Genomic DNA, 13972 nt, shown 5'->3' with positions numbered 1-13972 from the left:
CGTCAGCCTTCCTGCACTATTCGTCCAGGGTACTTTGACACTTCTTCCCTGAACTCGTCCAGCATGCTGGACGGGATGCCGTACAGATCGTCCCCCATGGTCGGATCGGATATCTCCGGAGATATCTTCTTCATTTGCTTCCATTCATCCTTGGAGAATCCGAGGCCATCGGGCTGCTTCTGAGGTACGGCGGTTCGCCTTATTTTCTCCCGGAAGTCGTCGGAGACTTGGAACTCCACAATCTGTCCGCTCTCGCCGCGGAAGCGGAGTGTATGGCCTACGTCTCCGCTCAGATTCACATACAATGCCCCCTTGCCTGTTATGGTTACTTTCCCGTCTTCCCCAATGTGGATGCGTTTGCTCATCGGGTGATCCGTCTGTTTCCGGTACCCGGTGACGGTATTTTTGCATTCTTCAGGTGCAAGGCCGGTTGGATCGCTCCACGTATGAGGGTTGTCAACGTAAAGTGACGGGTTGGGGGCAGGCGTCAAACCCAAAGGGTCCGGAGTCACATAGCGAGCGGTTTCCGGGTCGTAATAGCGGAAGTAGTTGTAGTGGAGGCCGGTTTCGGGGTCGAAGTACTGCCCCGGGAAGCGGAGCGGCGTGTAGGCGGTGCTGTTGGCCGCCCAGGCTGTCGTGCCCCACAAGGTGCTGCGGGTGTGCCAGGCGATGTCGCCCTGTTCGTCGATGAGTTCGGTGGGGGTGCCTACCAGGTCGGTGACTATCGCGAAGAAGCGGGAGTCGATCTCCTGTTGGGGGGCGTCCGCGGCCGTGATGCGTTCTGTTTGGGCGATGGGGCGCAGGTCCTGGTGGTCCCACGTGAGGGTGACCGGGTTGGGGAGGGCCGGGGACGTGGTGGTCTGTTCGCAGAGGGTCGTGCCGTCCCAGGCGAACGTCACCCTCTCCTCGACCGCTTCGCCGTCGTCGGACAGTCGGAACTTCGCCGTACGGCGGCCGAGCGGGTCGTACCTGTAGCGCCAGCGCGTGCCGTCCGGGGTGGTCACCTGGGTGAGGCGGTCTTCCGCGTCCCACTCGTAGCGCCACGTGTCCGGCTTGCGGGACAGGCGGGGTTTCTGGCGGAGAGTGGTCCGGCCCAGCGCGTCGTGTTCGTAGCGGACGTTGCCGGCGCGAGTGATGCGGGTGCCCGTGTAGGAGCGGTCGCCTGTCGCCTCCTGGCCCGGGTGTCCCGTCGGCCATTGTGCTTGCGTCTGGTTGCCCGCCTCGTCGTACGCGTATGTCTCGGTCCAGTTCGCCGCGTGGACCGCTGTTACGCGGCCCGCCGCGTCCAGGTCGAAGCGGCGGGTGCCGGAGAGCTGGTCGTCGATCGCGGTGAGGTTGCCGTCGGCTCGGTAGGTGTAGGCGCGGTGCTGGAGGGAGCGGCCGGCTGAGCCCGTGACCGACTGAGTTGTCAGGCGGCCGACCGCGTCGAAGGTGTGCTCCAGCGTGAGCATCTGGCCCACCTGGCGGGCCAGTTCACGGCCCACCCCGTCGTACGTGAAGTCGATCGAGCGGCCCGAGGCCGTCATGCCGGTGCGGCGGCCGGAGTCGTCGTACGTCCACGTCGTGGTCGCGCCGGACGGGGTTGTACGGGCCGTGCGGCGGCCGAACTCGTCGTACGTGTACGTCAGTTCGCGGCCGTCGACCGTCTCCGAGCGGACTCGGCCGTGGCGGTCGCGGAGCACGGTCAGTGTGGTGTCCTGGCCGGTTGCCTGGGCCAGCCCGTCCGTCATGTCGTAGGCGTACGTGGTGACTTGGCCGGCCGCGTTCTTGCGGATCACCTGGCCCAGTGCGTTGCGCTCGAACTCGATCGTCTGGCCGAGGGTGTTCGTGCGGGTGGTCAGGCGGCCCGCCGTGTCGTGGGTGTAGGTGAGGGTGCGGTCGTCGAAGTCCGTCTCCGCGACCAGGCGGCCTGCCGGGTCGTAGTCGTAACTCCAGCTCAGGCCTTGCGGGTTGGTGACCCGGGTGAGGTTGAGTTCCTTGTCGTGGGTGAACTCGTGGCGCACTCCGTCCGGGCCCGTGCGCGACGTCAACAGGTCGAAGTGCGTGTACTCGAAGCGGGAGGTCCCGCCCAACGGGTCCGTGTGGCTTGTGCAGTTGCCCTCGCCGTCGTAGGTCCAGGACTCCGCGGTGCCGTCCGGTGCCGTGCGGCGGGACAGGTGGCCCTCGGGCGTCCACTCCAGGCGGGTCGTCGCTCCCAGTGCGTCGGTGAGTGTGACAGTTCTGCCGAAACCGTCACGTTCGTAGCGGGTGACCCCGCCGAGCGGGTCCGTGATCTCCAGCGGGAGGCCGGTGCGGTCGCAGAGGACGGTCGAGGTCCGGCCGAAGGGGTCGGTCACCGTCGTGAGGTGGCCGGCATCGTCGTAGGCGAAGTGGGTGGTGTGGCCGGTCGCGTCGGTCACCGACGTGCGGTTGCCCCGTTCGTCGTACGTCTGGCGGACCACCGTGCCGTCCGGGTTCACCACTCTTACCGGCAGGCCGAGTTCGTTGTACTCGGCTCGTGTCTCGCGCCCGTCGGGGCGGGTGACCGTGAGCAGGTTGCCGGTCTCGTCGTAGTGGAGGGCGGTGGTGTGGCCGAGGGGGTCCGTCAGGGAGAGGAGGCGGTTGTGGCGGTCGCGTTGGTAGCGGGTGACCGATCCGGTCTCGTCGATCTCGGCGGTCACCTGTGCGCGGTCGTTGATCACATACCGGGCCGTGTGGCCGAACGAGTCGGTGATGGTGGTGACTTGATGTCCCGTGTCCGGGTCGGTCGTGTCGTAGGTGAAGGTGGAGCGCAGGTGGCCTGCGACGCCCGACTGGGAGGTGCAGCGGTCCCGGTCGTCGTAGACGTAGTCGAAGCGGCTGCTGTTGGTGTCCGTCCAGGACGTGATGCGGCCGTGTTCGTCGCAGCCGAAGCGGAGTGGACGCCCTGATGAGTTGGTCACCTCGGTGAGATGGCCGTCGGTGTAGCCGTAGCGGAGGATCTCCTGGTCCGAGCCGTCGCTTGCCGCATCTGCCAGATGCAGGGCGGTTATTCGGCCCTGATCGGTGGTGAGCTTCAGCTCGTAGCCGCCACTGTGGGCGATTCCGAGCGGGGTGCCGTCGGTGTCGTACGCGAAGGTGATCCAGTTGCCGTTGCGGTCGTCTATCTGTTCCAGGACCGCCAAGTCGTCGGTGCGGTCGGTGAAATGCCAGACCCTGCGGGTTTCCGGGTCCGTGACCGTGTAGCCGCCGTCCTCGCGGCTCAGCGGCCAACGCGGGCCGTGGCCGGGGAGGGTGGGCAGACCCGGTGCCGGGTGCGGGTAGGCCAGCAGCAGGCCGTCCTCGGCGATGAGGACGATGCCCTCGGAGTCGATCTCCAGACGTTGGTCGAGCGTGGACGACCACGTGGGACCGAACCAACGGCCGGAACGATAGGCCGAGTTGAACGAGCGCTTGAGGACCAGCGGCAGCGAACCCGGCAGGGAGAGGTCGGTCTGGGGCAGCACCATGTGGCCCGTGGCGACGTCGACGGGGTCCTTTTCGCAGACCGTCTCGTCCGGTCGCCGACTGGTGGCCTCGGGGTTCTCCGTCGCGCCCTTGCGTCCGGCGCCCGCCGACTCCCCGGCCGCGTCCTTCGCGGTCCGCTGGATCCCCGTCTCGACCGCGCTTTCCATGCCCTCCTTGAGCGCGGCCCGTCCGAACGCCGCCTCCAGCCCCGCCCCGTCCCCGAACAGGTTCGGCAGCAGTCGCCCCGTCCCCTCCGACGGGTCCCTCATGAAGTCGTCCAGCATTGTCTTCGCGGCCCGCTCGGGATGCGCGCCCGTGGAGACGAGGCCCGCCAGGGTCATGTTGACGTTCTGGAAGTACGCGGCGGGGTGGGTCAGGTTGTACGGGTCCGTGGGGTTGAGGCCGCGGGCGAAGTTCAGGATGCCTGCCGTGCCCTTCACCACCCCGGCGTCGAAGTGCAGGATCTCCGTGTTGACGGCCTGGTAGCCGTCGAGCGCGTCCACCTTCAGCTGGGTGAGCGGGGGTGGCTCGGCGGGGGCGTGGGCCAGGGCCTTGCGGACCGCGCTCGCCGCCGTACGGCCCGCCTCGTCGCGTTGGCGGCGGGCCTCGTTCAGGATCTCGTGGGCGCGTTGCACGGCGGCCGCGCCCGGGTCCGTCGACGGCTTCTTGCCCCCGTCGTCCTTCTTCAGGTCCGCCTTGTACGCGTCCGACGCCCGCTTCCCCGGCCCGTACAGGTCGATCGCGTCCCGCGCCTGCCCCTGCGCCCACTCCACCGTGTCCGCGTACGACGACAGCGCCCTGCCCGCCGCGTCGCAGGCGTCCGCCGCCTGGAGCCACCTCGTGGGGTGCATCGCGAACTTCTCGCGGAAGGCGTTCGCCGCCTCGCCCTGCCAGGAGGACGAGTCCAGCCTCCGCATGCCGTCGCCGACCTTGTCGAACGCCGTGTAGAAGTCCGTGAGGTGCTTGGCCGCCGCCCTGATCGCCTTCGGGTCGCCGTGGACCAGGTCGGACGGCAGGTCGGTGTCGCCGAGTTGTTTCTCGTCCGGTGTGGCGCCGAGCTGCGAGGCGATCCTGTCGCCGGCGTTCTCCACCGCGTCGGCGTAGCGGTGGGCGCCGACCTGGTCCAGGCCCTTCCCGAGGAGATCGGTGCCCTTGTCGACGCCCTCGCCGACCAGTTTCTTGCCCGCGTCGACCACGTCGCCGACCTTGCCCAGACCGGAGTTGACCAGATCGTCGAACCCCATCAGCCCGCGTCCCCGCCCTGCCGGGACTGTTGCTGTGCCGCCTCCGCCGCCTTCGCTCGCTCCTCCGGTGACGGGCCCAACGGGCCGTCGAGGGCGTCGTTGTACTGGTCTTCGCTCAGCCCGGCCGCCATCGCCACGTTCGCCGGGTTCAACCCCAACGGGCCGATCGTGTGCGAGGTCAGCACATCCCTCGCCGCGTCCTTGTAGGCCTGATCGCTGTTGGCCAGCGCCTCCGCCATCGACGCGGTGCTGTAGTCCACGCCGCCCGTGTACTCGTTGTTGCGCACCAGGTCGCCCCAACTCTGCCGGGTGACCTCGTCCTCCGTCGCGTACGGGTTGCCGATCCCCGCGTTCACGACGATCTTCATCGTGCCCTCGACGTACTGGTCCGTCTCGTACAGCGTGCCCGCCGAAAGTCCCACGCCCGCCGCGAAGTTGTTGCCCTCGTTCACCAGCGACCGCACACCCCACTCCCAGCGTTCGCAGAACGACGTGAATTGCGAGAGCAGTTCGTCGTGGCCCAACTCCATGCCGGACAGGCCGAGTTCGGCGAAGCCCCGGCCCGCCCCCGCCAGGCTGTCGACGCCCAGCTCCTTCAACTCGCCCAGCGCCAGCGTGATCCCCTGCGCGATCTCGTCGAGCCCGGCCGCCTCGATGTTCTCGCCGGTGTCCCCGCTCGTCCCCGTACCGCTCATCCCCGTACCTCCGCGTCCACCGCCGCCGCCTCCGGCACGATCCCCGTCACCGGCGGAAACAGCACTCCCTCGCCCTCGGTGCCCACATCCAGTGCCACTCCGCACGGCACACTCACAGCGGGCACCGCCGCGTCCAACAACCTGGCTCCCAGCAGCCGTTGATACGGCCACTCCCGCCCGCCTTCACCCCTCGCGATCGCGAACCGGGCCAGCGCCGACTCGTTCGAAAACGCGTAGATCCATCGGATTCCGCCGAAATCGGCGACGAGCGGTGCGTCGTCCGGGCCGAGGGGGACCAGCACGGCCGTACGGCGGAACTCGCCCAGCAGTACGGCGAATTCGTGTCGGCCGCGCGCGGCAACATCGCTGCTCAGAGGCTCGGGGTCAGGGGTGGGGATGGGGGCAGGAGGCGCCTCCGCCTCGCCCGTCTCCGCCCCGCTCATCTCCGCGTAGTCCGACAGCCGGGACCGTCGTATGTCCCCGGCCTCCCCGCCGTCTCCCTTGCCGCTTCCCCCGCGATCAGACATGGGGGAAATCATCACACCAGCACATCGGGCACCGCAACGCGCACACGCCGACACCTTCCGGACGACTGCGCAAACACCGCAGAAGCCGCCATTTCTCACCCCCGTTGACAGCCCCGCGCCTGCTCACTCCTTGCCCACGGACAGCCTTCTCATCGTTCTCTTATGTCGGCCTTATGGCATCATCACGCGCTGTACCTAGCTTGCGGGCCATGTTCTTCACCTACCTGAGGCGCGAGTTGCGCCGCCGCAGAAAAGCGGCCCTCGTCGTCGCCTCCGGCCTCGCTCTGGGCATCGCGCTGGTCATCGTGGTCAACTCCGTGTCCTCCGGCATGGGGAAGGCGCAGGACAAGGTCCTCCAGTCGCTGTACGGACTCGGTACGGACATGACCGTCACCAAGGCGGCCACGCCCACCACCAGCAGCTCGCAGCAGCCGCGGTTCCAGTTCGACGCCAACAACAACGACGACAGCAAGACGCAGAGCAGTGACCGCGTCATGGTCCAGGGCTTCACCACCCTGGCCTCCACCACCGTCAGCAAGGTGGCGGGGCAGAAGGGCGTCTCCGACGCCGTTGGCGGGCTCAGCCTCAACGTCGTCAAGGTCGACGGGCAGTTCACCCGCGGCCAGTTCCAGCAGAACCAGGGGAGCGGCACCGGAAGCGGCGGCAACCGCGGCGGTGGCACCGGCGCGCCGCAGGGCGAAGTCACCGGTGGCGGCGCCAACTTCAACATCAACTCGTACTCGGTCTACGGCACCGACGTCACCAAGCCCGCGCTCGGCCCGCTGACCTCCTCGAAGATCACCAGCGGCCGTACCTTCACCACCGCCGAGACCAACGCCAAGGTCGTCGTCGCCGACTCGGCGTACGCCAAGGAGAAGAAGCTCAAGGTCGGCTCCACCGTCACCATCAAGAGCGTCAAGTACAAGCTCATCGGCATCGCCACCGCGACCAGCGGTGACGCGGCGGCCAACCTGTACATCCCGCTGACGCAGGCGCAGACCCTGAGCGGTGACAAGAACAAGGTCACCACGATCTACGTCAAGGCGACCGACTCCAAGCAGATCTCGGCGGTCAAGAAGACCATCACGAGCAATGTCTCCGGTACGACGGTCACCACGTCCGCCGACCTGGCCGACACCGTCTCCGGGTCCCTGTCCACCGCCTCCTCCCTCGCCACCAGCGTCGGCAAGTGGCTGTCGATCGCGGTCCTGATCGCCGCGTTCCTGGTCGCCGGTCTGCTCACCTCCTCGGCGGTCTCGCGCCGGGTGCGTGAGTTCGGCACGCTGAAGGCGCTCGGCTGGAAGTCGGGCCGGGTGACCCGGCAGGTGGTCGGCGAGGCCGTCGTCAACGGTCTGGTCGGCGGCGTCCTCGGCATCGCGCTCGGCCTGGCGGGCGCGTACGTCGTGACCGCGATCAGCCCGACCCTGTCGGCCTCCCTCGGGAGCACGGGCGGCGGCGGCAACGGGGGCGGTCCCGGCGGCGGTGGCGGTGGAGGCGGCTTCGGCGGTCCCGGCCGGCAGGCCGCGGCCAAGACGCTCGACGTCGCCCTCACCGCACCCGTCAACGCCACCACCATCGCCCTCGCGGTGGGCCTCGCCGTGGCCGGCGGCCTGATCGCCGGAGCCTTCGGCGGCTGGCGAGCGTCGCGACTCCGCCCGGCGGACGCTCTACGCCGAGTCGAGTAGCCAACACCGATGCGGGTCCGTCGTGGTAGTCAGCGGTACTGCAGCGCCCTGAAGGGGCGCGGGGAACTGCGCGACCAGCCACGACGGACCCGCAGACGACTGACGGCGCCCAACCCCCTTTACTTCTCCAGGAGTTGCACCATGTACGAACTAAGAGGCGTCACCAAGCTCTACTCCCGCGGCAAGGAAACCGTCCACGCCCTAGACGGCATCGACCTCACCATCGGCGACGGCGACCGCCTGGTCATCCAAGGGCCGACCGGCGGCGGCAAGTCCACCCTGCTCCAGATGATCGGCGCCCTGGACCGCCCCACCGCAGGTGAAATCGTCCTGGACGGCGTCGACTTGGCGAAACTGTCCGAGGCCAAGCTCACCAAGGTCCGCAGCGAGAACATCGGCTTCGTGTTCCAGTCCTTCAACCTGATCCCGACGCTCACCGCACAGGAGAACGTCGAGACCGCCCTCGTACCGCTCGGCGTGAAGACGAAGGAACGGCGCCAGCGGGCAGCGGACGCGCTCGTCTCGGTGGGCCTGGGCGAGCGCCTCGGCCACCTCCCCGGCGAGATGTCCGGAGGACAGCAGCAGCGCGTCGCCATCGCCCGCGCCCTGGTCAAGCAGCCCAAGGTGCTGCTGGCCGACGAGCCGACCGGCAACCTCGACGAGTCGATGCGCGACGAGATCATGGACGTACTGGAGCGCATGTGGAAGGAGCACGGGCTGACCTTCATCATGGTCACCCACGACTCCGCCATCGCGAAGAAGGCCCCGCGCCTCGCCACCATCCGCAAGGGGAAGATCACGGTGAAGGAGAACGCCGGGGCCTGAGCAACTCGACGGCTGTGCAGGGGAGTTCGGTGCGCCAAAAGGTGACTCGGCGGTTCCGTACCGGAGTTCTCGCCGACTGCACCCGGCGACTGCGTAACGGAGTCCGTGCGGGCGCGTAACAGTCTGCGGACGCGCTTTCTTACCCCCCTCTCATCCCTTGAGCGGTTGATCACCCCTCGGCATACTTCGTATTCCGGGGGGTGTACGCGCGTGTGTGCGAGCTTTCCCCCGGCCGGGTGAACGGGGAATTCGCCCGGTACCTCAGCTCCAGGGGGAGTCTTGCGCAGACAAGTGAAAAGAGCGTGCGCGGCCACCGTCGCCACGGCCGCGGCCGTCGCTCTCGCCGCCGGTATGACCAGCCCGGCGGCGGCGAAGCCCGAGCAGCGTGCGGCCGGCGCCGCGAAGGCCCGGCTCGCGGGGAATCATCAGATCACCCTGATCACCGGGGACCGCGTCACCGTCGACGCCAAGGGCCGGGTCGTGGGCCTGCAGGCGGCAAAGGGCCGTGGACACATACCTGTTCAGGTCCGCAGGCTCGACGGGCACACGCTCGTCGTACCCGCCGACGCGGCCCAGTTGGTCGCCTCCGGCAGGCTCGACCAGCGGCTGTTCGACGTCACCGAACTCAACAAGTCGGCGGAGCGGGCCTCCCAGAAGGCCGGCCTGAAGGTCATCGTCGGCTACCAGGGCGCGGCCACCGCGACCAAGGCCGACGTCCGGGACGCGGGCAAGCTGCGCCGGTCCCTGAAGACCCTGAACGCCGACGCCGTCCAGACCCCGCAGAAGGACGCGCCGGAGCTGTGGGCCGCCGTCACCAACGGCGACAAGACCGCTTCCGGCATCGCGCACGTCTGGCTCGACGGCGTCCGCAAGGCCAGCCTCGACAAGTCCGTGCCGCAGATCGGCGCTCCGAAGGCGTGGGCGGCCGGCTATGACGGCAAGGGCGTCAAGATCGCCGTACTGGACACCGGAGTCGACGCCGACCACCCGGACCTGAAGACCCAGGTGATCGAGTCCAAGAACTTCTCCACGGCCGCCGACGCCAACGACCACTTCGGTCACGGCACGCACGTCGCGTCCATCGCGGCGGGCACCGGTGCCATGTCGCACGGCAAGTACAAGGGTGTCGCGCCCGGCGCGAAGATCCTCAACGGCAAGGTCCTCGACGACAACGGTTCCGGTGACGACTCCGGCATCCTCGCCGGCATGGAGTGGGCGGCCGCGGAGGGCGCCGACATCGTCAACCTCAGCCTGGGCGGCCAGGACACCCCGGAGATCGACCCGTTGGAGGCGGAGGTCAACAAGCTCTCCGCCGAGAAGGGGATCCTGTTCGCGATCGCCGCGGGCAACGAAGGCCCGCAGTCGATCGGTTCGCCCGGCAGCGCGGACGCGGCCATCACGGTCGGCGCGGTCGACGGCAACGACAAGCTCGCCGACTTCTCCTCCACCGGCCCGCGCGTCGGCGACGGCGCCATCAAGCCGGACGTCACCGCGCCCGGCGTCGACATCACCGCCGCCGCGGCTCCGGGCAGTGTCATCGACAAGGAGGTCGGCGAGAACCCGCCCGGCTACCTGACCATTTCGGGTACGTCGATGGCGACCCCGCACGTCGCCGGTGCCGCCGCGATCCTCAAGCAGGAGCACCCCACGTGGGGTTACGCCGAGCTCAAGGGCGCGCTGACCGGGTCCGCGAAGGGCGGCAAGTACACGCCGTTCCAACAGGGTTCGGGCCGTATCGCCGTCGACAAGGCCATCAAGCAGACCGTGATCGCCGACCCGGTGTCGGAGAGCTTCGGCATCCAGCAGTGGCCGCACACCGACGACACCCCGGTCACCAAGCAGGTCACCTACCGCAACCTCGGCACCGCGGCCGTCACCCTCAAGCTCACCGTGGCCGCCACCAACCCCAAGGGCCAGACGGCCCCTTCGGGCTTCTTCAAGCTCGCCAAGACCTCGGTGACCGTCCCGGCCGGCGGCACCGCCTCGGTCGGCCTGACCGTCGACACCAAGCTGGGCGGCACGCTCGACGGGGCGTACTCCGCGTATGTGACGGCGACGGGCGGCGGGCAGAGTGTCCGTACGGCCGCGGCCGTGGTGCGCGAAGTGCAGTCGTACGACGTCACGTTGAAGTTCGTCAACCGTGACGGCACCCCCGCCAAGTACTACAGCGCCTCGCTCGCGGGCATCTCCGGCCTCGGCGCCAGCGGCTACTTCTTCCCGTACGACGCCTCGGGCACCGTCAAGGTCCGTGTCCCCAAGGGTGGTTACGTCCTCGACACCGGAATCTTCGGGGACCCGGAGGACGCCTCCAAGGGCATCGACTGGCTCGCCCAGCCCAAGCTGAACATCGCCAAGAACACCTCGATCACGATCGACGCCCGCACCGCGAAGCCGGTCGACATCACGGTGCCGGACACCGGCGCCAAGTCGGCCTTCGCGTCACCGGCCTACTCGATCACGACGCCGGACGGGGGCGGCAACTCCTTCGGCTGGTTCCTGGACACGTACGACAACTTCCACACCGCGCACCTCGGCCCGCAGATCACCGACGGTTCGCTCTCCGAGCAGTGGGACGCGCACTTCACCAAGGGCGACGACGAGCAGTACGACACCACGACCGCCGCCAAGGTCAAGCAGCTCGCCACCGGCTACACCAAGCACTACAAGGCGAGTGAACTCGCCACGGTGAAGACCCACTTGGGTGCCGCCGCGAGCGGCAAGACCGGCTCGGTCGCCGCCTTCGGCTGGCTGCCCGACAGCTTCAGCGGCTCCTCCATCGGCGTCCAGCAGAAGCTGCCCGGCACCCGCGTCCTGCACGTCTCCACCATCAACGGGGTGCAGTGGGAGCTGGACTTCGAGCAGGACTCCGGGGTCGACGCGGACGGCTTCCCGATCGCGGACGCCTCCTACTCGCTGGACTCCCTGCAGAACTTCAAGGGGGGCCAGACCTACTCCCGGACCTTCAACACCGCGGTCTTCGGACCGCACCTCGACGCCGACTACGGTGTGTTCCGCAGCGGCAACGAGATCGCCGGGTATGTGCCGCTGTTCGCCGACTCCCAGAAGAACCCGGGTGCGTCGCTGTTCACCTCGGTGAACACGACCCTGTACCGCAACGGCACCAAGGTCGGCTCCAACAAGGACCCGCTGTTCGGCGAGTCCACGTTCAAGGTCCCGGCCGGCAACGCCTCCTACAAGCTGACCACTTCGGTCATCCGGAGCGTCAAGGTCGCCGCCGCCTCCACCCGGATCGACGTGAGCTGGACGTTCTCCTCGAAGAAGCCGAGCGGCTCCACGGTCGCCCAACTCCCGGTCTCCACGGCCCGCTTCAACGCGGTCACCGGTCTCGACAGCCGCGTGGAAGCCGGCAAGAAGGTGACCTTCCCGGTCACCGTCGAGGGCGCGGCAGCCGGCCGCAACCTCAAGTCGCTGGGCGTGTGGGTGTCGTACGACTACGGCCAGACCTGGAAGAAGGTCAACGTGGTCAACGGCAAGATCACCGTCACCAACCCGGCCAAGGGCAAGGCCATTTCGTTCCACGCGAAGATCGCCGACAAGAAGGGCAACAAGTCGACGGTCTCGATCTACAACGCGTACTACGCCAAGTAGGTCCGTGACACGGGCGGCCTGTTCGGGACTCCGGGTCTCGAACAGGCCGCTTGTGCGTGCATGGGAAACTGGATCTCCGCATGAGGGGAGAGGCAGTGTCGGGAACGTGGGGCGACCTCAGGAAATGCGAGCGGGCCTGGGCGGACGCGGTGGGGTTTCTGCGACAGGGCCGTGCGGACATCGCCGGGCGCCGGTTCGAGGAGGCCGTACGGCACGACCCGACAGCCGCTGACGCCTGGCTGGGGCTGCACGCGTCGGGGTACCGGCAGACCGAGGCCGTGGACCAAATGGCATGGAACGCGCGGTCGTTCGGAGCTCTGCGGACCAAGCTGAGTACCCCTCTCAAGTCCCGCTTCGACCTCGGTTTCTACGTCACGTTCCGGCTGGAGACGCATCGCGACCTCTGGCTGGCGGGGATCGCCCGGCTCCTTGCCGAGGACCGGCTCGACGAGGCCTGGCAGTCCCTCGGGACCGCGTCCCTCGACTGCGACGAGACGCGGTTCATCTGTACCCGATACGCCCATCTCAAGCGTGACTGGCCGCTTGTGCTGAACTTCTCGCGGAACATCACCGACGCCTTTCTGCGGGACGAGTCCCAGCTCTATGTGGCACGAGCGTTGATCGAACAGGCCGTGTTCCACGAGGCGTTGAACGTGCTGGCGCCACTTCCCGTGAAATTCGACGCGGGCAGCAAGTTCGACGCCGAGGTGGCGTACCTGCGTGGCCGGGCCAAGGAGGCACTCGGGCGGGACGAGGAGGCACTGCGGGACTACCAGTACGCGTTCCGCTGTTTCCCGGGTCTCGGCGACGTCGCGGAGCGCGCGCGGGCCACCGTGCCCGAGACCGTGGCAGTCCCGGCGCAACCGTCCCCACCGACACCGGCGGTACGACCCGAGAGCGATCCCGCACCGACCAGCACGGCTGCCGGCGGCGCCCCGGACGACTCGGCGATCAGGGAAGAGCACCTGGCCGAGGCGATGTCGCTCCTTGACGACATGGTCGGCCTCGATCCCGTCAAGCGCCAACTCCGGACTCTGACAGCCCAGTTGCGCATGTCGGCGATTCGGAGGCAACAAGGTCTGCCATCCACCGTTGCCCCACAGCACTTCGTGTTCGCCGGTCCTCCCGGTACGGGCAAGACCACGGTCGCCCGCATCGTCGGAAAGCTGTTCGCCGGACTCGGACTGCTGGAAAAGGGGCAGGTCGTCGAGGCCCAGCGCGTCGACCTGGTCGGACAGCACCTCGGTGAGACCGCCCTCAAGACGACCAAGGCGATCGACTCCGCCCTGGATGGCGTGCTGTTCATCGACGAGGCCTACGCACTGTCCAACAGCGGCTACTCCGGCGGTGACGCGTTCGGCGACGAGGCGCTGCAGGTGCTGCTCAAGCGGGCCGAGGACGACCGCGACCGGCTGGTGGTGGTCCTGGCCGGCTATCCGGACGAGATCGCCGAACTGCTGGCCAGCAACCCGGGCCTGGCCTCGCGCTTCACCACCCGAGTGGACTTCCCGTCGTACACCGCGCCCGAACTGGTCCTCATCGCGCGGAACTTGGTGGCGGCGCAGGGCGATGTCCTGGCCGAGGACGCCGCGATGGCGCTGCGGTCCGCCTGCGACGACGCGATCCGCGACGAGCTGATCGACCAGTTGGGCAACGGCCGCTTCGTACGCGAACTGTGCCGTAAGGCCGCCGCCTCGCGGGACCTGCGCGTGTACGAGGCCCTCGGCGGCTCGGACACCCCGTCACTCGAGGACATCACCACACTGTGCCTCGGCGACGTCACGGCCGCCTACCTCGAACTGCGCGAGGCCGTGTCGAGCCCCTGACCCGGGTGGGACATCACCGGGGTGGTCCTGGTCCTTCTTGGGGCGGCCCGGCTCGGACTTTTCATGGTGTCCCTTGAAGGGGTGAAGTGAGCCCGT

7 protein-coding genes are annotated in these 13972 nt (G+C 68.2%); 4 read left to right on the top strand and 3 right to left on the bottom strand.

All coding sequences use genetic code 11. The features are described from left to right. Positions 1-2 precede the first annotated feature (2 nt). Genes OO70_RS33980 through OO70_RS33970 form a run of 3 tightly spaced genes read right to left on the bottom strand, consistent with a single transcriptional unit; the run spans position 3 to position 5931 of the window. Positions 3-4709 carry a putative T7SS-secreted protein gene (locus OO70_RS33980; RefSeq protein WP_078651662.1) on the bottom strand — a complete coding sequence of 1569 codons (4707 nt, stop codon included), beginning with the start codon at positions 4707-4709 and terminating at the stop codon, positions 3-5. After that, positions 4709-5404 carry a hypothetical protein gene (locus OO70_RS33975; protein ID WP_043679878.1) on the bottom strand — a complete coding sequence of 232 codons (696 nt, stop codon included), beginning with the start codon at positions 5402-5404 and terminating at the stop codon, positions 4709-4711. Before OO70_RS33975 ends, OO70_RS33980 begins: the two co-directional genes overlap by 1 nt. After that, positions 5401-5931, bottom strand: a complete 531-nt coding sequence (locus tag OO70_RS33970) for a hypothetical protein (RefSeq protein ID WP_043680014.1) — start codon at positions 5929-5931, stop codon at positions 5401-5403. Before OO70_RS33970 ends, OO70_RS33975 begins: the two co-directional genes overlap by 4 nt. 209 nt (positions 5932-6140) lie before the next feature. On the opposite strand from OO70_RS33970, the gene OO70_RS33965 reads away from it, so the two are divergent. The 4 genes from OO70_RS33965 (at position 6141) to OO70_RS33950 (ending at position 13876) form a co-directional block, all read left to right on the top strand. After that, positions 6141-7616, top strand: coding sequence for an ABC transporter permease (locus OO70_RS33965; protein WP_043679875.1), 1476 nt, complete (start codon positions 6141-6143; stop codon positions 7614-7616). Positions 7617-7757: 141 nt separating this feature from the next. Further along, positions 7758-8441, top strand: coding sequence for an ABC transporter ATP-binding protein (locus OO70_RS33960; RefSeq protein WP_043679873.1), 684 nt, complete (start codon positions 7758-7760; stop codon positions 8439-8441). A 291-nt stretch (positions 8442-8732) separates the two neighbouring features. After that, positions 8733-12050: a S8 family peptidase gene (locus tag OO70_RS33955; RefSeq protein WP_043679870.1), complete on the top strand. Its 3318-nt coding sequence runs from the start codon at positions 8733-8735 to the stop codon at positions 12048-12050. A 95-nt stretch (positions 12051-12145) separates the two neighbouring features. Continuing rightward, positions 12146-13876, top strand: a complete 1731-nt coding sequence (locus OO70_RS33950; protein ID WP_234337007.1) for an AAA family ATPase — start codon at positions 12146-12148, stop codon at positions 13874-13876. Positions 13877-13972: the final 96 nt, after the last annotated feature.

Origin of the sequence: Streptomyces xylophagus (genome assembly GCF_000716435.1) — a bacterium.
GTDB lineage: Bacteria > Actinomycetota > Actinomycetes > Streptomycetales > Streptomycetaceae > Streptomyces > Streptomyces xylophagus.
The sequence above is the reverse complement of the archived record's forward strand: the minus strand, read 5'-3'. Positions and strand labels throughout refer to the sequence as shown.

Excerpts from the sequence above, each read along its gene's own strand:
- OO70_RS33980 (WP_078651662.1), bottom strand. The coding sequence starts at position 4,709 with ATGGGGTTCGACGATCTGGTCAACTCCGGTCTGGGCAAGGTCGGCGAC.
- OO70_RS33975 (WP_043679878.1), bottom strand. The coding sequence starts at position 5,404 with ATGAGCGGTACGGGGACGAGCGGGGACACCGGCGAGAACATCGAGGCG.
- OO70_RS33970 (WP_043680014.1), bottom strand. The coding sequence starts at position 5,931 with ATGTCTGATCGCGGGGGAAGCGGCAAGGGAGACGGCGGGGAGGCCGGG.
- OO70_RS33965 (WP_043679875.1), top strand. The coding sequence starts at position 6,141 with ATGTTCTTCACCTACCTGAGGCGCGAGTTGCGCCGCCGCAGAAAAGCG.
- OO70_RS33960 (WP_043679873.1), top strand. The coding sequence starts at position 7,758 with ATGTACGAACTAAGAGGCGTCACCAAGCTCTACTCCCGCGGCAAGGAA.